Below are 23,734 nucleotides of genomic sequence, written 5' to 3' on the forward strand. Positions count from 1 at the left end.
CGCTAGGCTCGTGGCCGTGAGCAGCAGGATGGCCGACGGCAGCGCGGGCGACGCGGACTACGGCGAGATCGGCAAGGTCTACACCGGCTACCGCAACCCCGACCCCCGCATCGCCGCCGCGGTCGACGAAGCGCTCGGGAACGCGAGGACCGTGCTGAACGTCGGGGCCGGCGCGGGGTCGTACGAGCCGGCCGGCCGGACCGTGACCGCCGTCGAGCCGTCCGCGTCGATGCGGGCGCTGCGGCCGGAGGACCGGCCCGCAGTGGACGCGACGGCGGAGGATCTTCCGTTCGAGGACAACAGTTTCGACGCGGCCATGGCGACGTTCACCGTGCACCAGTGGCCGGATCTCGCGAAGGGCCTGAGCGAGGTTCGGCGCGTCACGAAGGGACCGGTCGCGATCCTCACCTGCGATCCCGACCGGGTACGGGACTTCTGGCTGTACGAGTACGCCCCGGAAGTGCTCGACACGGAAGCACGCCGGTACCCCGCGATCAGCGAGATCGCGAAGTACCTGGGCGACACCGAGGTCGTGCCCGTGCCGGTGCCGCGCGACTGCGTCGACGGGTTCAACGAGGCGTACTACGCGCGGCCGGAGATGCTGCTGGAGCCGGCGGCGCGGCAGGCGTGTTCGGCGTGGAGCTTTGTCGACGAAGCGGCCGTGGCGCGGTTCACGCGCAAGCTGACCAGCGATCTCGCCGACGGGACCTGGGCGGCCGAACACCGAGCGCTCAAGGAACAGCCCACGTTCGACGGCTCGCTCGTGCTCGTGATCGGGCGCTGACGACCGCTGGGCGAAAGCGCCGTCGCGGAGTCTTACCAGCCGCCCCCGTTTCTGGTTAAGTTTCGCCGGAAAAGCACCGACACCTGGGGGTCCCCACCGATGTTCCACTCCGTTACGCGGCGGTTGGCCGTCGCGGGCGGGGCGGGGTTGCTGGCGGTCGCGTTGGCGACGTCGGCACCTGCCCAAGCCCAACCGGCGAACCAGCAGCGCCAACAAGACTTCACGAGCGCGGCGAAGGAGTTCGGCGTCCCGCTCGACGTGCTGCTCGGCGTCTCGTACCTGGAGTCCCGCTGGGACTACAACGCCGGCACGCCCAGCACCGCCGCCGGCTACGGGCCGATGCACCTCACGGACCTGCGCACGGCCGGCGTCGTGACCAGCGAGTTCGACCAGAGCGGCGAAGACCCGCGCGGCGACGACGCCCGGCCCGCGCTGCACCCGAAGCCCACACAGCAGCAGACCGTGGACCAGGCTGCGGCCCTGCTGCACACGGACGCGGCGACGCTGCGCACCGACCCGAAGCAGAACATCCGCGGCGGCGCCGCCCTGCTGGCCGAGTACCAGCGCAAGCTCGGCGTGCGCAGCGAAGACGCGAAGGACTGGTACGGCGCCGTCGCCGCGTACAGCGGCTCCGAGGACGTGACGGCGGCCCAGACCTTCGCCGACGAGGTCTACGCCACCATCGCCGGCGGTGAGACGCGCACGACCGACGACGGCCAGGCCGTCACGCTCGCCGCGACCCCCGGCGTCACGCCCGACCGGGCGCAGGCCGAGCGGCTGGGCCTGAAAGCCAATGCCCCGCCCGCCACCGAGTGCCCGAAGTCCGTGGCCTGTGAGTCCGTGCCCGCGCCTTACCAGGAGCTGCCCGGCGGCGACTACGGCAACCACGACATCGCGAACCGGCCGCAGAGCCAGAAGATCGACACGATCGTCATCCACGACACCGAGGGCTACTGGGACGACGCGCTCACCCTGGCGCAGGACCCGACCTACCTCGCGTGGCACTACACCGTCCGCTCGCAGGACGGCCTGATCGCGCAGCACGTGCCGACCAAGGACGTCGGCTGGCACGCGGGCAACTGGTACGTCAACGCGAAGTCCATCGGCGTCGAGCACGAGGGCTTCGCCGCGCAGGGCACCTGGTACACCGAGGCGATGTACCGGTCGTCGGCGAAGCTCGTCGGCTACCTGGCGAAGCGCTACGGCGTGCCGCTGGACCGCGCGCACATCATCGGCCACGACAACGTGCCGGGCACCACGCCCGCCACCATCCCCGGCATGCACTGGGACCCGGGCCCCTATTGGGACTGGTCGCACTACTTCGACCTGCTGGGCGCGCCGATCAAGGCCACCGGCCGGGCCGGCTCGTCGATGGTGACGATCGCGCCGAAGTTCGCCGCCAACCAGCCCGTGTTCACCGGCTGCGACAAGATCGGCTCCGGGACGCCGTGCGCCGCACGCGGCTCGGAGGCCGTGGTGCTGCACACCGCGCCGGACACCGCGTCTCCCCTGCTGTCCGACGCCGGGCTGCACGGCACCGGGGCGTCCACTATGGACGTTTCCGATGTCGGCAGCCGCGTGGCCACCGGCCAGCAGTACGCCGTGGCCGGACGGCAGGGCGGCTGGACGGCGATCTGGTACCTGGGTCAGAAGGGCTGGCTGCCGAGCAACACCGTGGTCCCGGCGAGCGGCCTCGTCGCCACGCCGAAGCCGGGCAAGCCGACGATTCCCGTCTACGGGCGGGCGTTCCCGGAGGCGTCGGCGTACCCGGCCGGGATCACGCCGCAAGCGCTGGCGCCCATGCCTTACACGTTCGCGGCGGGCCAGACCTACTCCGTCGGCGGCGTCGTTCCGTCAGAGTACTACTCGGCGACGACGTTCGACGTGTCGGACCACGTGGTGGTGCGCGGGAAGACGAAGTACGTGGAAGTCCAGTTCGGACACCGCGTCGAGTACGTGAACCTCGACGACGTGGTGCTGAAGCCGGCTTTCTGAGGTTGTGAAGACGAAGAAGGGCCCCTCCCGGCTGAGGGGCCCTTCTTCGTTGCCTCAGCTGTCCAGCGCCACCTTCACGCCGCTGGTGACCTCGGTGTTGCGCCGCGTCTTGGACCAGCCGTTGCGGCCGCGCACGAGACGGGTCACGGCGCGCCAGGACGTGATGTAGAAGGTGTAGATGTAGGCCGCGTACAGCAGACCCATGCCGAGGCCGCGGAAGATGTTCTTGCTGCCCAGGCATTTCATCTGGTAGATCGGGCCCCACACCACGAACGGCAGCAGGCCGAACGAGCCGTAGATGGCGAAGAGGATCCAGGCGCCGCCGGTGAACCACGTCCAGACCTGCGACGGATCGCCGGCCGTGGTGGCCAGCAGGAGGATGAACGGCACCGGGTAGAGCAGCGAGCCGAGCAGCTGCATCCACGGCTGCGCCAGGTAGTACATCATCTCCGCGGCGCCCAAAGTGGACACGTGCGGTGAGTCCCAGATGCGGCGCAGGTACCGCGAGCACTGCATCGTGCCCTGGCCCCAGCGCGTGCGCTGCACGAGGAAACGCCGCAGGCTGTACAGGCCTTCCTGCGCCACGTGGGAATCCGGCGTGAAGCCCGTGCGCCAGCCGGCCGTGAGCAGGTGGACGCCGAGCTCGAAGTCCTCCAGCAGGGAGCCGCGCCAGGGCTGGTGCTCGTCGCCGCCGATGGAGTCGAGGGCGGCCAGGCGCGTGAACTGGCCGTTGCCGCCCATGGAGATCGTGCCGGTGAAGCCGCGGGAGGTCTGGATCGCGGCGATCGCCGTGCGGAACTCCAGGTCCTGCAGCTGCGCCAGCTTCAGCCCGAACGCGCGCGCGAACCAGGTGCGACCCGGCGGGCGGGTGCGGACGTTGCTCATGCGCACGTCGAGCTGCACGGCGCCGATCTTCCGGTCGCCGAAGAGGTGGTCGGCCGCGCAGACCTCGAGGCAGTTGGCGGCCGGGCGGCCGTCCGCGTCGACGACCACCACGACCACGCGGTCGCGGTCGGTGTCGGGTTCGAGCCACTCGTCGAGGGCCCGGTAGGCGGCGTTGAGGGCGTCGCCCTTGCCCGTGCGGGCCTCGGGCCGCTTGCGTGCCACCAGATGCAGGTTGGGGTCGTAGCCGCCGTTGCGCCGCCACACCGAGCGGACGACGCGGGCGGTGCGGTCGTCGGAGTCGTCGTCGACGACCCACACGTGCGCGCGGCGGAAGGTGGTGCGCAGGTAGCGCACGGTCTCGCGGATCACGGCTTCCTCGTCGCGGCACGGCACGAAGAAGTGCCAGGCGAACGCGTCGGGATCGCCGACCGGGGCGGGTTTGCGGCGCAGGTAGGGCACCACGATCATCGCGACGTAGACGATGAACGCGACGCTCATCGTCAGCGCGAACGCCTGGGTGATCGAGAGCAGGACCTTGAACCCGGTGTCGTTCACGCGGCCGTGCCCTGGTTCTTCTCCGCCTTCGTCTTGCGGGTCGCGAGCCAGACGAACAGCACGAGCGACACCGCGCCGCCGAGCACGCTGACCATCGAGCCGAGCAGCGTGTGGCCCCAGTAGTAGCCCTCGTCGGTGCCCAGCGCGTGGACCAGACCGACGATGGTGAGAATACGCAACTGATTCACGAGAATGACGGCGATCGCGGCAATTCCCAGCGAGAGAAACAGTCGGCGCGCATTCCGCGGACGGAAGTAGAGGAGCACCGCAGTCACGAGCAGAAGTGGCAGCAAGAGGAATACAGAAGAGCATTCCGGGGTCATTCTCAACCCGAACGGAGTAGCGCCGGTCAACCCGAAGTACACGGATTCGCGACTACCGGCCACATAAACACCCGATGAGGTGATGACCCTCAGTATCGCCCCTGCGAGCTGCACTTCCAGCTCGCGGTAGGACCGCTCCACGAGCACGAGGGCCACGCCGACCGCGACCACCCCGAGCACCGCCATACGCAGCGGAAACCGGGAGACGGGGGACACAGGTGTGTTCGCTACTGCCACGACGACCCTCTCAGCCGGAAACCTTCGGAAGAACGGCGGACCCCGGCGCCAGCGTAAGACACCAGTGCCGGAACTTTCGACGGGTATCCCCCTTCTCAGGGATCTCCCAGCGCCTTTCGGCACGAATGGCGAGAAGCTTGCTAGGCCGTTCGGGTGATGCCTGCACCGACGTGGGAACCGGCCCGGATAAACCACCCGATACGGTGGTCTCCCCGGAATTGTGTGCCATTTCCGGCAACGCCACCGATATTCGATCAGCGTGCCGACTCTTGTTCAGCGGGATTCGTCCGTGCAGCGGCTCGCCCTGACAAAAATCGGAGGACCAGTGAAGAAACACCTCTTGCGACGAGGCGGGATGCTCGCCGCTGTGGTGGCGAGCATCGCCCTCGCCGGAGCAGTTCCGGCTTCGGCGGCGCCCGGTGACGGTTCCGCCTACGGCGTGAACGTCGACGTGAAGCTGCTCGGCGCGTCCGCGGTCAAGCTCGGCCCGCTCGCGGCGGCGAACACCGACGGACCGACGAGCAACAGCACGGTCAGTGCCAACGCCGCCGGGATCCTCACCGCCGGCGTCATCAACACCTCGGCCGTCCGCGACGACAACTCGGGCGCGGTCACGGCGAAGGCGAGCACCGCCAACGTCGGGCTGCCGCTGCTGAAGGCGGCGCTGGGCAACGTCGGGATCAAGGCCGTGGAGGCGGTCTGCACCGCGACCCAGGAAGGCGTCAAGGGCAGCTCCACGCTGGTCGGGGCCGATCTGGGCAGTGTCGGCGACGTCGACTCGAACCCGGCGCCGAACACGCAGATCAAGGTCGGGCTCGGCCCGGTCAACGTGGCGACGCTGATCCTCAACGAGCAGATCAAGAACAAGGACGGCAGCCTCACGGTCAACGCCCTGCACCTGAAGCTGCTCGGTGGCGTCGTCGGCGCCCTCGGCAGCGGCGACGTGATCGTGTCGTCGGCGACCTGCGGCCCGGCCGCTCCGCCGATGCCGCTCGCGTCCGGCGCCGGCCTGTGGGTGGGCCTCGGCGTGCTCGCGGCCGTCGCCGTGCCGGTCGGCCTGCGGTTCACCCGTCGCCGCTCGGTCGCCTGACCGGTCCGGGGTGATCGACTGATGTACAAGATGCCAGGTGCGGGCGTCGGCGTCGCCGGTGGCGGCGTGGGCACCCTCGCCGCCACCGGCGCCGACGTCGGCTGGTGGATCACGGTCGGCGCGCTCCTCGTGGTCCTCGGGACCGTCGCGGTGATCGCCGCCTACCGCCGCAACCGGCGGCTCGCCCGCGGTTAGCAGCACCGTGGGCCACCGGCTTCGGCCGGCGGCCCACGGGCTGTGCCGCGCCGGGCTGCTCACCTCCAGCGAGCAGCCCGGCGCACCGCTTCACCGCCCGACCGACAACCCGAGGGCGACCGGCCCAAGCGACCACAACCACGCGGGTGGGAGCGGCCGGACGCGGAAACCCGCGCGGCCCTCCCGGGCCCGATGCGTCAGCGGCGAACCGATGACCACAACTACAAGACGACAGCCCGCACCCGCCGAGGTAGACCCGAGCCTGGGGAACCTTCTCGGGCCTACCTCGGCGGCCACCGGCGTAGTCGTCGCAAGCAGCGTGGGCGCAAGCAACTGCCGGGACTCGCGCGGCCCCGCTCGGCGTGGACGCGAACCGCGGAGCCGCCAGGCGCGCGGAAGCAAGACACAAACGAACAACACAAGACCCCCGCCGGCCGCAGCCCGCGGTGATTCGCGGCCGGTGAAAGGCCCGGTCGTTCTCTCGAACGTCGGTGAGCTGGGGTTTCCGGGACACTCGAAAGTGTGGAACACGTGGACGTGATGTTGCTGGCCGGCACGCGGCCGGAGGCGGTGAAACTGGCGCCGCTCGTCGTGGCGCTCGAGGGGCGTGCCGGGGTACGGCCCGTGTTGGTGCACAGCGGCCAGCACCAGGGGATGGTGGAGCAGGCGCTCGTGCCGTTCGGGCTGGGCGTGGACGCGTGGCTGGACGTGCCGGAGCGGGTGAGCGGGACGCAGGCCGAGCTGGTGAGCGGGCTGCTGCCGGCGTTGGACGCGCAGCTGCGGAGCCTCAGGCCGGCGGCGGTGGTCGTCCAGGGCGACACCACGACGGGGCTGGCGGGGGCGCTGGCGGCGTTCTGGCTGGGGATTCCGGTGGTGCACCTCGAAGCCGGGCTGCGGACGAACGATCTCGCCGCGCCGTTCCCCGAAGAGGGCACGCGGCAGATGGTGGCGCGCATCGCGGCGTTGCACCTGGCGCCGACCGAAGCGGCGGCGAAGGCGTTGCGCGCGGAGGGCGTCGCCGACGAGAAGATCGTGCTGACCGGGAACACGGTCGTCGACGCGGTGCTGGCGATCACGGCGCGCGACCTGCCGGCGCACGATCCGGCGCTGGCGTTGCTGGAGATGGAGATCGCGGAGGCCGGGGAACGGCTGGTGCTGGTGACGTCGCACCGCCGGGAGTCCTGGGGCGAGCCGCTGGATCAGACGCTGACCGCCGTGCGGCGGATCGTCGAAACCCATCCCGACGTGCAGGTGTTGTTCCCCGTCCACCCCAACCCGGCGGTGCGGGCGCAGGTGACGGCGACACTCGGCGGCGTCGAGCGCGTGACGATCACCGAGCCGCTCGAGTACCCCGACCTCGTGCGCGCGCTGCGGCTGGCGTCGCTCGTGCTCACGGATTCCGGCGGCATCCAGGAGGAGGCGCCGACGTTCGGGACGCCCGTGCTGGTGCTGCGCGAGGTCACGGAACGCGCCGAGGCCGTCGACGCCGGGTGCGCCTGGCTGGTGGGCACGGATCCGGAGAAGATCACCGGCACCGCGACCCGGCTGCTGGCCGGGAGCCTGTGCCCCGCGCAGACGCCGAACCCCTACGGCGACGGCCACGCCGCCGAGAAGGCCACCACCGCGATCGAGCGCCTGCTGGGCGTGAAAACCGCACTGCAGCAGGCCCACTCCTAGAGCGAGACGATCTCCACCGACAGCCCCGGGGTGGCCGAGAACTCCCACGGTGCCGTCGGCCGCCCGGCCGCGACGACGTGGGCGCCGAGCGCCGCGATCATCGCGCCGTTGTCCGTGCACAGCCGGGGCCGCGGCACGCGCAGCTCGATGCCCGCCGCGGCACAGCGTTCGGCCGCCAGCTCGGACAGCCGGGAATTCGCGGCGACACCGCCGGAGATCACGATGGTACCGATCCCCTGCTCTTGAGCCGCCTTCACGGCCTTCGCGGTCAGCACGTCCGCCACGGCCTCCTGGAACGAAGCCGCGACGTCGTTCACCGGCACTTCGCCACCGTCGCGTTCCACCTTCTCCACCCACCGCGCCACGGCGGTCTTCAAGCCGGAGAACGAGAAGTCGAACTTCGCGTCGCGCGGACCCGTCATACCGCGCGGGAACGCGATGGCGGAACCGTTGCCCAGCCGGGCCGCCTTGTCGATCGGCGGCCCACCCGGGTACGGCAGGTCCAGCACCCGGGCGACCTTGTCGTAGGCCTCACCGGCGGCATCGTCCACAGTGGACCCGATCTCGGTGATCTTCGACGCGATGTCGTCCACGCGCAGCAGCTGCGTGTGCCCACCGGACACCAGCAGCGCGAGCACCGGCGAGGGCAACGGACCGTGCTGCAGCGTGTCCACCGCGATGTGCCCGGCCAGGTGGTTCACGCCGTAGAGCGGCACGTCGAGCGCCGACGCGTAGGCCTTCGCCGCCGACACGCCGACCAGCAACGCGCCGGCGAGCCCAGGCCCGGCCGTCACGGCGATGGCGTCCACATCGGACAGCTTCAGCCCGGCCGTCGCGAACGCCCGCTCGGCCGTGGGCACCATCGCTTCGAGGTGCGCGCGGCTGGCGACCTCGGGCACCACGCCGCCGAAGCGCGCGTGCTGCTCGACGCTGGAGGCGACCTCGTCGGCGAGCAGTTCCACCGCGCCGTCGTCGTGCAGGCGGACGAGGCCGACGCCGGTCTCGTCGCAGGAGCTCTCGATGCCCATGATGACGCGCGACATCAGCCGGCCACCTCGTCTTTTGCCGGGGTCCGCGCCGGGCGGGCCATGGTGAACGCGTCGGCACCGGAGGGCTGGTAGTAGCGCTTCCGGATGCCGAGCTTCTCGAAACCGTGCCGTTCGTAGAGGCCGACGGCCGTGTCGTTGTCGGTGCGCACCTCGAGGAACACGGGCGCCGACACCTCGTCGGCGCGCTCCAGCAACGCGCGCAGCAGGGCCTTGCCGATGCCCTGGCCCTGCGCCTCGGGCACCACGCCGATGGTGTGGATCTCCGCCTCGTACTCGCCGCGGCGGCCGACCACGGCGAGGCCGCCGTAGCCGAGCAGCTCGGTGCCGTCGTCGGTGCGCGCGGCCAGGTAGAAGTGACCCTGGTCCAGCTCGGAGTGGAACGCGCGGGCGCTCCACGGGTCGTCGCCGGGGAAGAGCACCTGCTCGATCTCCGCGCAGCGCTTCGCGTCGCTGCGGCGCAGGCGGTCGAGCTTCATGGCGACGTCACCCTCTTGCGAGCGGTGGGCTCGACGGCGTCGGGGCGGCGCAGATACAGCGGCGTCAGTGGCTCGGGCGTCGCGCCGGACAGCAGCGCTTCGCGCGCGACGCGGACCAGCCCGGACGGCGACGGGAACCGCGGCTCGATGGGCACGACGCCGACCGCGTCCGCGTACTGCAGCGCACCGTCACCGGCGGCGACGCGCGAAGTGGTCTCGACCTCGGCGGGGCGCTGCACGTGGGGACCGCTCACGCGCGTGCCGGCCGCGTCGTACTCGGCCCAGTACACCTCGCGACGGCGGGCGTCGGTGAGCACGAGGAACGGCTTGTCCGTGCGCACCACCTCCGCGGCGATCGCGTCGAGGCTGCCGACCGGGTAGACGGGGATGCCGAGCGCGTGGCCGTACGCCGCGGCCGTGGCCATGCCGGCGCGCAGGCCCGTGAACGGGCCGGGGCCGACGCCGCACACGATCGCGTCGAGGTCGCGCAGCGTCACGCCCGCTGCCTCGGCCGCCGCGAGGGCGTGGGGCGTGATGAGCTCGCCGTGGGCTCGCGGGTCGACCGTGACGCGGTCGGCCCGGGTGGTCAGTTCCGACTCGTCCACGGCGACGATGCCCGCGGTCACGGCCGGGGTCGAGGTGTCGATCGCCAGTACCAGCACGGTTTCCCAGCTTACGTCCAGTCCGAGAGTGACAGGCTGGCGGGCCGAAGGGGCAACCCCGCAACCGTGTGAATCGCGTCGCAGGTGGCCGAGGTCACGGCGCGGTACGGTGCCGGTGAGACGCCCGCCGACGCCGCGCCGCAGGAGGTCCTCACCGTGCCCGATCCGCTGTTCCCCGCGATCACCGACGGTTCTCCCCGGGAGGCGTTGCGGTTCGGTGACCAGGCGCTCACCTACGCCGAGCTGGGCGCGGTCGCCGGTTCCCTGGCGAGCGAGCTGCCCGCCGGCCGGGTCGCGGTGTGGGCGACGCCGACGCTGCACACCAGCGTCGCCGTGGTCGCCGCGCTGCTCGCGGGGGTGCCCGTGGTGCCGCTGAACCCGAAGATCGGGGAACGCGAGCTCGCTCACATCCTGGCCGACAGCACGCCGGCACTGGTGCTGGCGGAGGCCGGCGTCACGCTTCCCGACGGGCTCGCGGAGCTCGAACGCCGGGACATCCCGCTCACCGGGTCGGGGGCCGTGCCGGCTGCCGAGCCGGACGCCGAGGCGCCCGCGTTCATCGTCTACACCTCCGGCACCACCGGCCCGCCGAAGGGCGTGGTGCTCCCCCGCCGCGCGGTCTCGTCGACGCTGGACGCGCTGGAGGACGCGTGGGAGTGGACCGGCGACGACGTGCTGGTGCACGGGCTGCCGCTGTTCCACGTGCACGGGCTGATCCTCGGGATCCTCGGCCCACTGCGCCGGGGTGGCTCGGTGCGGCACCTCGGGCGGTTCTCGACCGAGGGCGTCGCGAAGGAACTGACCAGCGGCGCGACGATGATGTTCGGCGTCCCGACGATGTACCACCGGATCGCGGAGACGGTGGCTTCGGACTCCGCGCTGGCCGCGGCATTGCGCGGGGCCCGGCTGCTGGTGTCCGGGTCGGCGGCGCTGCCCGTGCACGACCACCAGCGCATCACGGCGGCGACCGGGCAGCAGGTCGTGGAGCGCTACGGGATGACCGAGACGCTGATGAACACCAGCGTCCGCGCCGACGGCGAGCGCAAGCCGGGCACGGTCGGCGTGCCGCTGGCGGGTGTCGAGCTGCGGCTGGTCGACGAGGCGGGCGTCGAGATCACTGAACTGGAGACCGTCGGCGAGATCCAGGTGCGCGGCCCGAACCTGTTCACCGAGTACCTCAACCGGCCGGACGCGACGGCTGCCGCGCTTGCGGACGGCTGGTTCCGCACCGGCGACATGGCGACGCGCGACGCCGACGGGTACGTGAAGATCGTCGGGCGCAAGGCCACCGACCTCATCAAGAGCGGCGGGTACAAGATCGGCGCCGGGGAAATCGAGAACGCGCTGCTGGAGCACCCGGGCGTCGCCGAGGCGGCCGTGACGGGAGAGCCGGACGACGATCTCGGCGAGCGGATCGTGGCGTGGGTGGTGCCTTCGGGCTCGCCGCCTTCGGCTGCCGAGCTGGCGGATCACGTCTCGAAATTGCTGGCCCCGCACAAGCGGCCGCGGGTCGTGCGGTTCCTGGATGCGTTGCCGCGCAACGACATGGGCAAGATCCTCAAGCGAGCGCTGGGGTGAGGCCCTCGGCCCGCGAGGTCATCGCGCAGGTGTCGACCGGGTTCACTGAACTGTCTGATGTGGACGGTAGTGTCGACGATCCCCTCGGCTGGCCCGGCTACCGCGACGCCTACGCGGCGGCCGCGGCACGGACGGGCGAGACGGAGTCGGTGATCGTCGGTGAGGCGCTGGTGGGTGCGACGCCCGCGGTGCTGGTGGTGTGGGAGTTCGGGTTCCTCGGCGGGTCGATCGGGCGCCGGACCGGTGATCGGGTGGAGGCCGCGTTTTCCCTGGCGCGGTCGCGGAAACTGCCCGTGGTGGCGTTGATCGCGACGGGCGGCAGTCGCATGCAGCACGGCATGCGCGCGTTGTCCCAGCTGCAGCGGATCGCGCGCGCTTCGGCGGCGGCGCGGGCGGACGGCGTCGCGCAGATCTCCGTGCTGCGCGACCCCACGACCGGCGGCGGCTGGGCGACGCTGGGCGCGAGCGCCGACGTGGTGCTCGGCTTGCCGCTGGCGCAGGTGGGTTTCGCGGGCTCGCGCGTGCGGCCGGCGACGTCGCCTTCGGAGGCTTACACGGTCGAGGCGAAGTACGAGTGGGGGCAGGTCGACCAGCTGGTTTCGCCTTCTTCGCTCGGGTCGGTGCTGGAGCGTTGGCTGCGGCTGGTGACTTCGCGGTCTTCGTCGCCGGCCCCTCCCCCGGCGGCTCTGCGTGACGTGCCGGTGCCCTCGACCGGCTGGGACGCCGTCCGCGCCGCCCGCTCCTCTCGGCGGCCCCGCGCGGCCTCGTACCTGGACGCCTACTTCGACTGGCACGAACTCCTCCGCGGCGACCGCACCGGCGCCGTCGACGACGGCGTCCTGTGCGGCTTCGGCTGGCGCGACGGGCGCGCGCTCGCTTTCGCCGCCCAGTGCGGCACCGCGACGCGTCCGGCGGGCTTCCGCACCGCCGCGCGTCTCGTCCACCTGGCCTCGCGGCTCGGCATCCCGGTCCTGACGCTCGTCGACACCCCCGGCGCCGCCAACGACGCCTCCGCCGAAGAGGGCGGCGCCGGGCCGGCCATCGCCTCGCTGTTCGAGGCCATCGCCACCGCGACGGTGCCGGTCACCACCCTGGTCATCGGCGAGGGCGGCTCCGGCGGCGCCCTGGCTTTCGCGGCCCCGGACAACACCTGGATCGCTCCGGACGCGTACTTCTCGGTCACCTCACCGGAGGCCGCGGCCGCGATCTTGAAACGCCCCATGACGGAGATCCCCGCCACGGCCGACCAGCTCCGGCTGCGACCCCAGGACCTCGTCGAACTCGGCTTGGCGCGGGGGATCGTCAAGGCCTGAACGGTGCGGCCGGCCACCCACCGAGTTGCCGGCCACGATGCACTTGCCACTCACACCGGCAAGCGGCCACCCGACGGCAGCGCTTGCCAAACACCACCGAGACTTGCCACACGTGGCTCGTGGATGCCGCACAGGTCGGCAGCTTGCCAGCCGGAGCCGCCAACCGAGCAGCCGACTTGCCACACGCCTCGGCACGCGGCCAGTCAACGGCGCACCTTGCCAACCCTCAACACGGCTTGCCGCGCCCAGCCCGCGAACGCCACAGAAATGGCGGCGTGCCGGACAGCCGCCGCGCCCAGCCGACTTGCCAAACGCCTCGGCAAGCAGCCAGTCAATGGCGCGCCTTGCCAAATACCAACGAGGCTTGCCCCGGGGAGCGTGCGATTGCCATAGGGGCGGGCAGCTTGCCGGGTCTGAGTCGCCAGTCGCGTGGCGGGCCTGCCAGAGGCGGCGGCAAGTTGCCATGCGACGGCGGGACTTGCCGAACGTCACTCAGGTTTGCGGCAAGGGACCGCGGGTTGCCATAGAGGTCGGCAGCTTGCCATGGGAAAGGCAGCCGGATGCAGGCCCGCCGCGATGGGATGGGCGAAGGGCGTCGTGCGGGAGCCGGAGCCTAGGCCGTCGGCAGGGCCGACATTCGGGACGCCCAAGAGCCGTGCGGTTCGAGCGAGATCTCGCGCACGTCGTCGTCCCGGCGGGACATGCGCACGACCAGGTAGTCCGAGGACAGCCGTTCCGCCGAGCCCTCGCCCCACTCCACCACGACGGCGGAGCGTTCCAGGTCCGTGTCGAGGTCCAGGTCGTCGAGCTGGGCGAGGTCGCCGCCCAGGCGGTAGGCGTCGACGTGGATGAGGGGCACGCCGGCAGCGCCCGCGGCGTGGACGCGCGCCAGCACGAACGTCGGGGAGCTGACGCGCCCGCCGACGCCGAGGCCGTCGGCGATGCCGCGCGTGAGCGTGGTCTTGCCGGCGCCCAGCGGGCCCGCCAGGAGGACCAGGTCGCCCGCGCGCAGGGATGCGCCCAGGGAGCGGCCGAAGGCCATTGTGTCGTCGGGGGTCGCGAGAAGGAACGTCACCGTGTCCACCACCAGTTCCGCCGGTTGGGTGCGGCGCTTCCGGAACAGCGCTGCAGAAGATCGATGAGCCGGCCCGTGACGAGGTCGGGCTGTTCGAGCTGCACCATGTGGCCCGCGCCACGCACGCGGACGAGCTCGGCCTCGGGCAGTTCGGCCGCGATGCGCTCGGCGTGCGAGAACGGCGTGAACCGGTCGGAGTCGCCGCCGATCACGAGGACCTGGGTGTGCTTGAGGCCCGCCAGGGCGGCGTAGCGGTTGTGGCTGCCGAGCGTGTCGACGAAGTTCACGAGGCCGCGCACGGGCGTCACGGCGAGCATCGCGATCATGAAGTCCACCAGCCGCGGCGAGACGTCGCGGCTGCCGAACGCCAGGCGCCGCACGGCTTGCCGTTCCAGCTGCCCGCCGGCCGCGCGCACGAACTCCACCAGGCCCGGCTGCCAGCCTGCGAGGTTGCCGACGCCGCGCGTCAACGGGTTGTACTTCGACAGCAGCGAACGCGGCAGCCCGCGCGCGCCCACCTCGCCCGCGGCCGTCGCGATGAACGCGACCCCGCACACGCGATCCTCGAACAGCGAAGGGTTCTCCGCCGCCAGCTCCATGATCACCATGCCGCCCAAGGAATGTCCCATGAGGACGATCGGGCCCTCGGGCACCATCGCGCGCAGCACGCTGTCGAGGTCGTGCGCGAGCTGTTCGATGGTGCTGGTCTCGGCCGTCGCCGCGCCGGAAAGGCCGTGGCTGCGATGGTCGTAGTACACCTGCCGCACGCGCGGCAGCCGCAGCGACGCGATGGCGCGGCGCTGGAAGTGCCAGGACTTGCGTGACAACGCAAACCCGTGCACGCCGACCAGCGTCACCTCGGGCTCGCCGCCGTCCTCGGGGTCGATTTCCTCCACCGAAAGCGGCGTGCCGTCCTCGGCCGCGACCGTCGACGTGCGGTCGGGCTTCAGCTCGCCCAGCTGCTCGTCCACGTACTGGTCCTCACTCTGCCTGCGTTGCTGCGCCGCGACGAGGGCCGCGGCGGCCGTACCCGTGGCCACCGCGCCGAGACCGCCGACGATCGCCCACAACCGAGCCGAAGGGCTCACGGCCTCTCCCCCAGGTACCGCCGCTGCACGCGCGGACGGTACATCGACGTGACGATCTCGTAGTCGATCGTGCCCAGCTTGTCGGCCCACTCGCGCGCGGTCGGCTCACCGCTCGCACCGGACGCGAACAGCACCACCTCTTCGCCGACCGCCGGGGCGTCGTCACCGCAGTCGACCACGAGCTGGTCCATGCACACGCGCCCGACGACTTCCCGCCGTCGCCCGCCCAGCCACACGTCCATCCGGCCCGACAACGACCGCGGCACCCCGTCGGCGTATCCGGCCGGTACGAGGGCCACGGTGGTGTCCCGCGAGGCCGTCCACGTGTGTCCATAGGAGACGGACTCGCCTGCGGGCAGGCGTTTCGTGAGCGCCACGGCCGCGCGGAACGTCATCGCCGGGCGCAGGTCTTCGTGCTGCGGCACGGGGTTCAGCCCGTACATCGCGATGCCGGGCCGCACGAGGTCGAAGTGCAGGTCGGGCCGCGTCAGGACGGCCGCGGAGTTGGCCAGGTGCCGCAGCGGGTCGAGCCCGGCAGCACGCGCGACGTCATAGGCATCGGCGAAGCGCTTGGCCTGGATGTCGATCGACGGGTGGCCCGGCTCGTCGGCGCACGCGAGGTGCGACCAGACGGCGACCACGTCCACGTCGGACGAAGCAGCGGCCGCGGCGACCAGCGCGGGCCAGTCGGCGGGCTGACAACCGTTGCGCGACAAGCCCGTGTCGATCTTCAGGTGCACGCGCGCGCGACGACCCACCTGCTTCGCGGCCGAAGCGATGCGCTCAAGCTCGTCGACCGAGCTCACACCCAGGTCGATGTCCGCGAGAATGCCGGGCCCGAAGTCGACCTCCGGCACGTCGAGCCAGCTGAACAGCCGCACCGACAGCCCGGCGTTCCGCAGGTCCAGCGCCTCACCCAGCGAGCACGTGCCCAGCCAGGTGGCGCCCGCCTCCACCGCGGCCCGCGCGACGGGAACTGCGCCGTGGCCATACGCGTCGGCCTTGACCACGGCCATCACGGCCGAGCCGGCGGCACGGCCGGCCAGCAGGGCGACGTTGTGGCGCACGGCGTCGAGGTCGATCACGACCTCCGCGCGCGGGAAACTGGCAGTCATAGCGACCGCCAGTTTCCCATGCGGGTCCGACAGGGCAGTGCGTCAGGGCAGGCGCAGCCCGGTGGTGCCGGAGAACACGTGCAGCTCGTCGGGACGGATCCGCAGGTGCAGGGTGTCGCCCATCGACGGCGTCTGGCGCGGGTCCACGCGCACGACGACGTTCTTCGACGCGCCCTCGGCGGCCAGGTCACCCGCGCCGCCGGTGAGCTTGCCGTAGACGAACGCGTCGGAGCCCAGCTCCTCGACCAGGTCCACCTTGATGGGCAGCGTGCCGTTGGTGTCGGTGGTGGCTTCGAGCGACTCGGGGCGGAAGCCCAGGGTCACGGTGTCACCGTCGGCGGCCGAGCGGATCGACGCCGCCAGCGGCACGCTCGCGCCACCGATCTCGGCGCCGTCGGCCGTGAGCTTCGCCGAGACGAGGTTCATGGCGGGCGAGCCGATGAAGCCGGCGACGAACACGTTGGCCGGGTGGTCGTACAGCGCGCGCGGGGTGTCGCACTGCTGCAGCAGACCGTCGGACAGCACGGCCACGCGGTCGCCCATCGTCATGGCCTCGACCTGGTCGTGCGTCACGTACACGGTGGTGACGCCGAGCCGGCGCTGCAGCGCGGCGATCTGCGTACGCGTGGAGACACGCAGCTTCGCGTCCAGGTTGGACAGCGGCTCGTCCATGAGGAACACCTGCGGCTCACGCACGATCGCGCGGCCCATGGCGACACGCTGGCGCTGACCACCGGAGAGCGCCTTCGGCTTGCGGTCGAGGTACTGCTCGATGTCCAGCAGCTTCGCGGCCTCGAGCACCTTCTGCTTGATCTCCGACGCCGGGCGGCCCGCGATCTTCAGCGCGAAGCCCATGTTCTGCGCGACGGTCATGTGCGGGTACAGCGCGTAGTTCTGGAACACCATCGCGATGTCGCGCGAACGCGGCGGCAGCTGCGTCACGTCGCGGTCGCCGATCCAGATCGAACCCTCGTCGACATCCTCCAGGCCCGCGAGCATGCGCAGCGCGGTCGACTTGCCCGAACCCGACGGGCCGACCAGCACGAGGAACTCGCCGTCGGAGATCTCCAGCTCGAGTGCGTCGACGGCGGGCCGCTCTGTGCCGGGGTAGCGCCGGGTCGCCTTGTCGTAGGTGATGGTGGCCATCGGTCAGTCCTCTCCGAATTTCGCGGGAACCCCGTGCGCGGCTTCCCGCACTTCGAGGTGGCGTCGCTGGATTTCCTTGCCCGCGGCGCGTTGCGCCTCGGCCGGCTCGTCCAGCACGAGCCGGTTTCCAGGTCCTTCGGCCACCCACGCGGGTGGTTCGGCGGTGCCCGCCAGCGCCCAGGCGGCCTGGCGGGCGGCACCGAGGGCGACGTACTCGCCCGTCTCGGGGATCACCACGGGCACGCCGAGCACGATCGGCGCCACGGCCCGCACGGCCGCTGACTGCGCGCCGCCACCGATGAGCAGCACGCGGCGGACGTCCATACCCTGCGCGCGCACGGCGTCGAGGCCTGCGGCCAGGCCGCACAGCATGCCCTCGACGGTGGCGCGGGCCAGGTTCTCGGGCGTCATGTTCGCCCTGGTCAGGCCGTGGAGCGAGCCCGTGGCGTCGGGCAGGTTGGGGGTGCGTTCGCCGTCGAGGTACGGCAGCAGCGTGAGCCCGCCGGCGCCCGCTTCCGCGGCGAGCGCGAGGCGGTCGAACTCGGCGAGGTCGACGCCAAGCATCGTCGCGCCCGCGGTGAGCACGCGGGCGGCGTTGAGGGCGGCGGTGAGCGGCAGGAAGCGGCCGGTGGCGTCGGCGAACCCGGCGACCAGGCCGCTCGCGTCGGCCGAACCGGTCTCGGTCACGCCGAAGACGGTGCCGCTGGTGCCGAGGGAGATCACGGCGTCGCCGGGCGCGAGCTCCAGCGCCAGCGCGGCGGCCATGTTGTCGCCGGTTCCGGCGGAGACGAGCAGGCCGTCTGACGTGTGTCCGGCGACATCGGCGGGGCCGAGCACGGTCGGCAGCTCGGGCGTGCGGCCGCCGAACGCGTGGGCCAGGACGTCGACGCGGTAGGCGTTCTCCGTCGGCGAGAAGTAGCCGGTGCCGGACGCGTCGCCGCGGTCGGTCACGGCCTGCTCGGGCTTGCCGAGCAGGCGCCAGGTGAGCCAGTCGTGCGGCAGCAGGACACGAGCGACGCGGTCGGCGTTGGCGGGCTCGTGCTCGGCGAGCCAGCGCAGCTTGGTGACGGTGAAGCTCGCGACCGGCACGGAGCCCACGGACTTGGCCCAGACACCGGCGCCGCCCAGTTCCTCGGTGAGGTCCTGGGCGGCCTGCGCGGAGCGCGTGTCGTTCCAGAGCAAAGCGGGGCGAACCACCTCGCCGTCCTCGTCGACCGTGACCATGCCGTGCTGCTGGCCGCCGATGCCGAGGGCTTTCACGCCGTCGAGCAGCCCGTCGGTGGCCTCGCCGAACGCCTGCCACCAGGCCGCGGGGTCGACCTCGGTCCCGTCGGGGTGCGGCGCGCGGCCGGTGCGCACGACGGCGCCCGTGCGGGCGTCGCAGACCACGACCTTCGTCGACTGGGTCGACGAGTCGATCCCGGCCACCAGCTCAGCTGTCATAGGGCTGCCCCTCCTCGACGTGCTCGACGGTCTCCACGGCCGTGCCGGCGTTGAGCGCGGCCTCGATCTCCTCGGTCGGGGTGATCTCGCTGGTGATCAGGAGGTCGTAGTCGCCGACGTCGCCGTGCGCGAAGGTTGCGGTGCGGCCGAACTTCGAGTGGTCGAGCACGAGCACATTGCGGTTCGCGGCGCGCAGCACGGCCTTCTTGAGCTCGGCGTAGTCCTGCACGGGGTGGAAGAGCCGGCCGACGGCGACGGCGCTCACGGACACGAACGCGATGTCGGCGCGCGTGCGTTCCAGCAGCGCCAGCACGTCGGGACCGGAGCAGGAGTCGTATTCCGGGTGGTAGCGGCCACCGGCGACGACGACGGTCACGCCGTCGCCCAGCAGCTTGGCGGCGCGCAGGGAGTTGGTGATCACGGTGAGGCCGTCGAGGTCGGCCAAGCGCTCGACCAGGGGGAACAGCGTGGTGGAGTCGTCGACGAACACCGTCTGGCCGGGTTCGACGTGCTTGATCGCGGCCTCGGCGAGCGCTTCCTTCTCGGCGGAGTGCAGCGTGAAGCGGCTGGCGGTCTCCATCGTCAGCGCCGGGTAGGCCTCGACCTTGCCGCGCAGCTTGCGCAGGAGGCGGCGGTCGGCCAGGTCGTCGAGGTCGCGGTGCATCGTCATGAGGCTCACGCCGAAGCGGGCGGTGAGGTCGTCGATGCGCGCCTCGCCGAGCTCGATGACGTGGTCGAGGATGTCCTGCCGCCGCTGCTCCACGGCCGCGTCCGACGGGCGAGTCCTAGGCACGGCGCACCTCACCGTCGACCCGGTTGAGGGTCACCTGATCGGGGGCGCCAGTGCTCACACTTCGTTCTTACCAGATTTTATCGCGTTAGTTAACGGGTAACTCGATAACTTCTACGTCGCTGGTGCCCCGGACGAGCTTGAGCGCCCCCGGGATCGCGTCGACCAGGCCGGACGCGGAGGTCGGCACGCCGTCCGCGGCCAGCGCCCCGGCGAGCGAGTGCACCTGCGCGCCCGCGGAGGCGGCCAGCCACGGGTCGAGGCCGGCGGCGAGCAGCGACCCGATGAGGCCGGTGAGGACGTCGCCGGAGCCGGCCGTCGCGAGCCAGGAGCCGCGCGGGGTGTTGACGGCGACGCGGCCGTCCGGCGCGGCGATCACGGTGCAGTGGCCCTTGAGGAGGACGACGGCGTTGTACTTCCTCGCGGCGTCGCGGGCGGCCTGCACGCGGTCGGCGCCGGGGCGCGCGCCCATGAGGCGTTCGTACTCGCCGGCGTGGGGTGTGAGCACGAGCGGGGTGTCGGGGTCGCGGGCGTCCAGAACCTCGGGGTGCTGGGCGATGATCGTGGTGGCGTCCGCGTCGGCGCAGACGGGCACGCCCTGGCCGAGGATGTGGCGCAGCACTTCACGGCCTTCGGAGCCGGTGCCGATGCCCGGGCCGACGACCCAGGCCTGCACGCGGCCGGCGTCGGTGACCGAGCCCGTCGCGACGATCTCGGGCCAGCGGCTGCGGACCACGTCGGCCGCGGGGCCGGCGTAGCGGACCATGCCGGCGGTGGCGTGCACGGCGGAGCCCGAGGCGAGCACGGCCGCGCCGGGGTATGTCGCCGAGCCGGCGGCGATGCCGACGACGCCCTGGCTGTACTTGTCGTCGCCCGCGCCGGGGATGGGCCAGAGGTCGGCGAGGTCGGTGAGCCCCAGGCGGCGCAGGTCGGGTTCGCCGAGCTCGGGGCCCAGGCCGATGTCGACGAGCACGACGTCGCCGCACTGCCGGGGCGCGAGCGCGTGGACGGGTTTGGGGGCGCCGAAGGTGACGGTGAGCGCGGCGGTGACGTGCGGACCGCCGACGGCGCCGGTGTCGGGGTCGACGCCACTGGGGAGGTCGACGGCGACGATGGGGGCGTCGATGTTCTCGATCAGCCGTGCCGCATCCGGGCGCAGCGGGCCTTTGCCGGAGATGCCGACGATGCCGTCGACCACCACGTCGGCTTTTTCGATCCACCGTGGACTGTCCTCAATGGACACCACGCGGCCGCCGGCTTTCCGTAGGGCCGCCAGTCCCTTCGCGTGCGCCTTCTCCGGCTTCAGCAGCACCGCCGTGACGGCCACGCTGCGGCGACGCAGGAACGCGCCGGCCCACAGGGCGTCGCCGCCGTTGTCGCCGGAGCCGACGAGCAGCACGACCCGTCGGCCGGCGACGCCGCCGGTGCGTTCGGCCAGGAACCCCGCGAGGTGCGTGGCCAGGCCGAACGACGCCCGGCGCATCAGCTCGCCGTCGGGCGTGACGGCGAACAGCTTGCCCTCCGCCTCGCGAATCCGTTCCGTGGTCCAGATTCCCTGCACGGCGGGGGCCTTTCTGCTATTCGACAGTGACCGACTTCGCCAGGTTACGCGGCTTGTCGACGTCGTACCCGCGGGCGCGGGCGATCTCCGCGGCCAGCACCTGAAGCGGCACGGTGGAGACCAGCGGCTGCAGCAGCGTCGGCACAGCGGGGATCTCGATCAGCTCGTCGGCGAACGGCCGCACCGCCTCGTCGCCCTCCTCGGCGATCACGATGGTGCGGGCGCCGCGGGCCTGGATCTCGCTGATGTTGGAGACCAGCTTGGAGTGCAGCACCGCGCGGCCCTTGGGCGAGGGCATGACGACGACGATCGGCAGGCCTTCCTCCACCAGCGCGATCGGGCCGTGCTTGAGCTCGCCGGCGGCGAAGCCCTCGGCGTGCATGTAGGCGAGCTCCTTGAGCTTCAGCGCGCCTTCGAGGGCGACCGGGAACCCGACGTGGCGGCCGAGGAACAGCACCGCCTTGGAGTCGGAGATCCGGCGGCCGAGGTCGCGGACCTGGTCCACAGTGGACAGCACCTTCTGCACGGCGGCCGGCATGGCCTCCAGCTCGGCGAACTCGCGGGCGACCTCGTCGGGGTACTTCGTGCCGCGCGCCTGCGCGAGCGCCAGGCCCACGAGGTAGTTGGCGGCGATCTGCGCGAGGAACGCCTTCGTCGACGCGACGCCGATCTCGGGGCCGGCGTGCGTGTACAGCACGGCGTCGGACTCACGGGGGATCTGCGCGCCGTTGGTGTTGCAGACGGCGAGCACACGGGCCTTCTGTTCGCGGGCGTGCCGCACGGCTTCGAGCGTGTCGGCCGTCTCGCCGGACTGGGACACAGCGACGACGAGCGTGTCGCGGTCGAGCACCGGGTCGCGGTAGCGGAACTCACTGGCGAGCTCGACCTCGACGGGCAGGCGCGTCCAGTGCTCGATGGCGTACTTGGCGACCAGGCCCGAGTGGTACGCGGAACCGCAGGCGACGACGAAGACCTTGTCGACGTCCCGCAGGTCCTGGTCGGAGATGCGCTGCTCGTCGAGGATGATCCGGCCGGCCTCGAAGTGGCCGCGCAGCGTGTTGGCCAGGGCTTCGGGCTGCTCGTCGATCTCCTTGAGCATGAAGTACTCGTGGCCGCCCTTCTCGGCGGCGGACAGGTCCCAGTCGACGGTGAACGGCTTGGCCTGCGCGGCGTCGCCGTGGAAGTCGGTGACCTCGTAGCCGTCGCGGGTGATGATCACCAGCTGGTCCTGCCCCAGCTCCACGGCCTCGCGCGTGTGCTCGATGAACGCGGCGACGTCGGACGCGACGAAGTGCTCGCCCTCCCCGACCCCGACCACCAGCGGCGAGGAACGGCGGGCGGCCACGATGGTGTCCGGCTGGTCGGCGTGCGTCACGACCAGCGTGAACGCGCCCTCCAGCCGCCGGCACACGGCCGCGACGCTGGCGGCGAAGTCGTGTTTGGTGTCACCGCTGTTGTACGCCCGGGCCACCAGGTGCGCGGCGGTCTCGGTGTCGGTGTCGCTCGCCATCTCGACACCGTCGGCCTCGAGCTCCGCGCGCAGGGCGGCGAAGTTCTCGATGATGCCGTTGTGCACCACGGCCACCTTCTTGGTGGCGTCCTGGTGCGGGTGCGAGTTCCTGTCCACAGGCGCGCCGTGCGTCGCCCAGCGGGTGTGGCCCATGCCGGCGGTGCCGGTGAAGCCATCCCTGCCCACGACGTCGAGCTGCGCCTCCAGGTTGGCGAGCCGACCTGCCTTGCGCTCGACCTTCAGCGCGCCGGCGCCGTCGAGCACCGCCACCCCGGCCGAGTCGTAGCCGCGGTACTCCATCCGCCGCAGGCCACCGAGGACCACATCCAGCGCCGGCCGGTGTCCGACATATCCCACGATTCCACACACGCGAACAAGCCTAACGAGGGATGTCCAGTCCCCTACTCCGGTACCTTCCCGAGGCTTTTCAACCCACCTGACCAGCGGAGATCGAGTGATGACGGTGCGGAGTGGGCTGGCGGTGGCGGGCCCCTGATCGGTGGGGTTCTGGGGCTTTTCGGCACTGTGTCGAATCGGGGTGTGCCCGCTCGTGTAGAGGGTGAACCGAGAGGAGAAAACATGCGTTCCCTCAGCGTCACCATGAACATCACCCTCGACGGGGTCGTGCAGGGCCTTGGGCGGCCCGACGAGGACAGGCGCGGCGGGTTTCCCCACGGGGGCTGGGGCACGAGGTACCAGGACGAGGTCCTCGGCCGCGAGATGGCCAAGGGGATGAGTCGGCCCGGCGACATGCTGTTCGGGCGCCGGACGTGGGAGGACTTCATCGGCGCGTGGGCGGGGCGCGACGACGGCAACCCGTTCACCGCGCACCTCGACGCCGCCACCAAGTACGTGGCCTCGACCACCCTCGCGAGCGCCGACGCGTGGCAGAACTCGATCCTCCTGCCCGGCGACGCGACGAAGAACGTCGCCGAATTGAAGGCCGAGCCCGGGAACGACCTGGCGATCGTCGGCAGCGCGGCGCTCGTGCGGAGCCTGCACGCGGCCGGGCTGGTCGACCGCTACACCCTGGTGATCCACCCGCTCACCCTCGGCGTCGGGGCGCGGCTGTTCGACGGCCCGGCACCGCTGACCGAGTTCCGGCTCACGCGAAGCATCGCGACCACGAAGGGCGTGCTCATCGCGTACTACGAGCGGGCATGACCTGGCCCGGAGCGGCGGGCGGG

At 71.7% G+C, this 23,734-nt stretch carries 21 protein-coding genes; 8 read left to right on the forward strand and 13 right to left on the reverse strand.

Going from position 1 to position 23,734, the window contains the following annotated elements; genetic code table 11:
• Window positions 1-16 precede the first annotated feature (16 nt).
• Together AB0878_RS02355 and AB0878_RS02360 are read left to right on the forward strand one after the other, a co-directional pair.
• The gene (locus tag AB0878_RS02355) at window positions 17-784 is read left to right on the forward strand and encodes a class I SAM-dependent methyltransferase (RefSeq protein ID WP_366575715.1); all 768 of its coding nucleotides are present in this window, start codon (window positions 17-19) and stop codon (window positions 782-784) included.
• Between the two features lie 99 nt (window positions 785-883).
• A complete protein-coding gene (locus AB0878_RS02360) occupies window positions 884-2,779 on the forward strand; it encodes an N-acetylmuramoyl-L-alanine amidase (protein ID WP_366575717.1) in 1,896 nt (631 codons plus the stop codon).
• Between the two features lie 54 nt (window positions 2,780-2,833).
• Here the strand turns inward: AB0878_RS02360 and AB0878_RS02365 are convergent, their stop codons facing one another.
• Both AB0878_RS02365 and xrtP read right to left on the reverse strand, forming a co-directional pair.
• Complete coding sequence (locus tag AB0878_RS02365) at window positions 2,834-4,162, reverse strand: glycosyltransferase (RefSeq protein WP_366575967.1); 1,329 nt, start codon at window positions 4,160-4,162, stop codon at window positions 2,834-2,836.
• Window positions 4,163-4,215: 53 nt separating this feature from the next.
• Window positions 4,216-4,758: an exosortase P gene (gene xrtP / locus AB0878_RS02370; RefSeq protein WP_366575719.1), complete on the reverse strand. Its 543-nt coding sequence runs from the start codon at window positions 4,756-4,758 to the stop codon at window positions 4,216-4,218.
• A gap of 346 nt (window positions 4,759-5,104) precedes the next feature.
• Between xrtP and AB0878_RS02375 the strand changes: the two genes are divergently transcribed.
• From AB0878_RS02375 to wecB, 3 genes are all read left to right on the forward strand, one after another.
• Entirely contained in the window at window positions 5,105-5,869 is a 765-nt protein-coding gene (locus AB0878_RS02375) for a choice-of-anchor P family protein (RefSeq protein WP_364183273.1), read from the forward strand.
• Window positions 5,870-5,890: 21 nt separating this feature from the next.
• Complete coding sequence (locus tag AB0878_RS02380) at window positions 5,891-6,064, forward strand: LPXTG cell wall anchor domain-containing protein (protein ID WP_354876031.1); 174 nt, start codon at window positions 5,891-5,893, stop codon at window positions 6,062-6,064.
• A 531-nt stretch (window positions 6,065-6,595) separates the two neighbouring features.
• On the forward strand, window positions 6,596-7,741 hold the full coding sequence (wecB, locus tag AB0878_RS02385; protein ID WP_366575969.1) for a UDP-N-acetylglucosamine 2-epimerase (non-hydrolyzing): 1,146 nt from the start codon (window positions 6,596-6,598) through the stop codon (window positions 7,739-7,741).
• On the opposite strand, the gene tsaD is transcribed toward wecB, so the two are convergent.
• From tsaD to tsaB, 3 genes are read right to left on the reverse strand one after another with little or no spacing between them, the layout of a single operon-like run.
• The gene (gene tsaD, locus AB0878_RS02390) at window positions 7,738-8,784 is read right to left on the reverse strand and encodes a tRNA (adenosine(37)-N6)-threonylcarbamoyltransferase complex transferase subunit TsaD (protein ID WP_366575722.1); all 1,047 of its coding nucleotides are present in this window, start codon (window positions 8,782-8,784) and stop codon (window positions 7,738-7,740) included. The two genes, wecB and tsaD, sit on opposite strands and share 4 nt — an antisense overlap.
• Window positions 8,784-9,266: a ribosomal protein S18-alanine N-acetyltransferase gene (rimI, locus tag AB0878_RS02395; protein WP_366575724.1), complete on the reverse strand. Its 483-nt coding sequence runs from the start codon at window positions 9,264-9,266 to the stop codon at window positions 8,784-8,786. Before rimI ends, tsaD begins: the two co-directional genes overlap by 1 nt.
• Entirely contained in the window at window positions 9,263-9,928 is a 666-nt protein-coding gene (gene tsaB, locus AB0878_RS02400; protein ID WP_366575725.1) for a tRNA (adenosine(37)-N6)-threonylcarbamoyltransferase complex dimerization subunit type 1 TsaB, read from the reverse strand. Before tsaB ends, rimI begins: the two co-directional genes overlap by 4 nt.
• A 156-nt stretch (window positions 9,929-10,084) precedes the next feature.
• Here tsaB and AB0878_RS02405 point away from each other — a divergent pair, with 156 nt between their 5' ends.
• Both AB0878_RS02405 and AB0878_RS02410 read left to right on the forward strand, forming a co-directional pair.
• Window positions 10,085-11,506, forward strand: a complete 1,422-nt coding sequence (locus AB0878_RS02405) for an acyl-CoA synthetase (protein WP_366575971.1) — start codon at window positions 10,085-10,087, stop codon at window positions 11,504-11,506.
• The gene (locus AB0878_RS02410; protein ID WP_366575727.1) at window positions 11,503-12,819 is read left to right on the forward strand and encodes a carboxyl transferase domain-containing protein; all 1,317 of its coding nucleotides are present in this window, start codon (window positions 11,503-11,505) and stop codon (window positions 12,817-12,819) included. The genes AB0878_RS02405 and AB0878_RS02410 overlap by 4 nt, the downstream gene beginning before the upstream one ends.
• Window positions 12,820-13,432: 613 nt before the next feature.
• Here AB0878_RS02410 and tsaE read toward each other — a convergent pair.
• From tsaE to glmS, 8 genes are all read right to left on the reverse strand, one after another.
• A complete protein-coding gene (gene tsaE, locus AB0878_RS02415) occupies window positions 13,433-13,906 on the reverse strand; it encodes a tRNA (adenosine(37)-N6)-threonylcarbamoyltransferase complex ATPase subunit type 1 TsaE (RefSeq protein WP_366575729.1) in 474 nt (157 codons plus the stop codon).
• Complete coding sequence (locus AB0878_RS02420; RefSeq protein ID WP_366575730.1) at window positions 13,891-14,982, reverse strand: alpha/beta hydrolase; 1,092 nt, start codon at window positions 14,980-14,982, stop codon at window positions 13,891-13,893. The genes tsaE and AB0878_RS02420 overlap by 16 nt, the downstream gene beginning before the upstream one ends.
• Window positions 14,979-16,097: an alanine racemase gene (gene alr / locus AB0878_RS02425; protein WP_366575732.1), complete on the reverse strand. Its 1,119-nt coding sequence runs from the start codon at window positions 16,095-16,097 to the stop codon at window positions 14,979-14,981. Before alr ends, AB0878_RS02420 begins: the two co-directional genes overlap by 4 nt.
• Before the next feature lie 42 nt (window positions 16,098-16,139).
• On the reverse strand, window positions 16,140-17,243 hold the full coding sequence (gene ugpC, locus AB0878_RS02430; RefSeq protein WP_366575734.1) for a sn-glycerol-3-phosphate ABC transporter ATP-binding protein UgpC: 1,104 nt from the start codon (window positions 17,241-17,243) through the stop codon (window positions 16,140-16,142).
• 3 nt (window positions 17,244-17,246) lie between these two features.
• Complete coding sequence (gene xylB, locus AB0878_RS02435; protein ID WP_366575736.1) at window positions 17,247-18,686, reverse strand: xylulokinase; 1,440 nt, start codon at window positions 18,684-18,686, stop codon at window positions 17,247-17,249.
• Window positions 18,676-19,479 carry a DeoR/GlpR family DNA-binding transcription regulator gene (locus tag AB0878_RS02440; protein WP_366575738.1) on the reverse strand — a complete coding sequence of 268 codons (804 nt, stop codon included), beginning with the start codon at window positions 19,477-19,479 and terminating at the stop codon, window positions 18,676-18,678. The genes xylB and AB0878_RS02440 overlap by 11 nt, the downstream gene beginning before the upstream one ends.
• An 85-nt stretch (window positions 19,480-19,564) precedes the next feature.
• Window positions 19,565-21,037, reverse strand: coding sequence for an NAD(P)H-hydrate dehydratase (locus tag AB0878_RS02445; protein ID WP_366575740.1), 1,473 nt, complete (start codon window positions 21,035-21,037; stop codon window positions 19,565-19,567).
• 16 nt (window positions 21,038-21,053) lie between these two features.
• Entirely contained in the window at window positions 21,054-22,916 is a 1,863-nt protein-coding gene (glmS, locus tag AB0878_RS02450) for a glutamine--fructose-6-phosphate transaminase (isomerizing) (protein ID WP_366575741.1), read from the reverse strand.
• Window positions 22,917-23,126: 210 nt separating this feature from the next.
• On the opposite strand from glmS, the gene AB0878_RS02455 reads away from it, so the two are divergent.
• Window positions 23,127-23,711, forward strand: a complete 585-nt coding sequence (locus AB0878_RS02455) for a dihydrofolate reductase family protein (RefSeq protein WP_366575742.1) — start codon at window positions 23,127-23,129, stop codon at window positions 23,709-23,711.
• Window positions 23,712-23,734: the final 23 nt, after the last annotated feature.

Source organism: Amycolatopsis sp. NPDC047767 (assembly GCF_040704195.1).
Classification (GTDB): Bacteria; Actinomycetota; Actinomycetes; order Mycobacteriales; family Pseudonocardiaceae; genus Amycolatopsis.

Excerpts from the sequence above, each read along its gene's own strand:
- tsaD (WP_366575722.1), bottom strand. The coding sequence starts at position 8,784 with ATGTCGCGCGTCATCATGGGCATCGAGAGCTCCTGCGACGAGACCGGC.
- xylB (WP_366575736.1), bottom strand. The coding sequence starts at position 18,686 with ATGACAGCTGAGCTGGTGGCCGGGATCGACTCGTCGACCCAGTCGACG.
- ugpC (WP_366575734.1), bottom strand. The coding sequence starts at position 17,243 with ATGGCCACCATCACCTACGACAAGGCGACCCGGCGCTACCCCGGCACA.
- AB0878_RS02360 (WP_366575717.1), top strand. The coding sequence starts at position 884 with ATGTTCCACTCCGTTACGCGGCGGTTGGCCGTCGCGGGCGGGGCGGGG.
- alr (WP_366575732.1), bottom strand. The coding sequence starts at position 16,097 with ATGACTGCCAGTTTCCCGCGCGCGGAGGTCGTGATCGACCTCGACGCC.
- rimI (WP_366575724.1), bottom strand. The coding sequence starts at position 9,266 with ATGAAGCTCGACCGCCTGCGCCGCAGCGACGCGAAGCGCTGCGCGGAG.
- AB0878_RS02380 (WP_354876031.1), top strand. The coding sequence starts at position 5,891 with ATGTACAAGATGCCAGGTGCGGGCGTCGGCGTCGCCGGTGGCGGCGTG.
- AB0878_RS02455 (WP_366575742.1), top strand. The coding sequence starts at position 23,127 with ATGCGTTCCCTCAGCGTCACCATGAACATCACCCTCGACGGGGTCGTG.
- AB0878_RS02365 (WP_366575967.1), bottom strand. The coding sequence starts at position 4,162 with ATGAGCGTCGCGTTCATCGTCTACGTCGCGATGATCGTGGTGCCCTAC.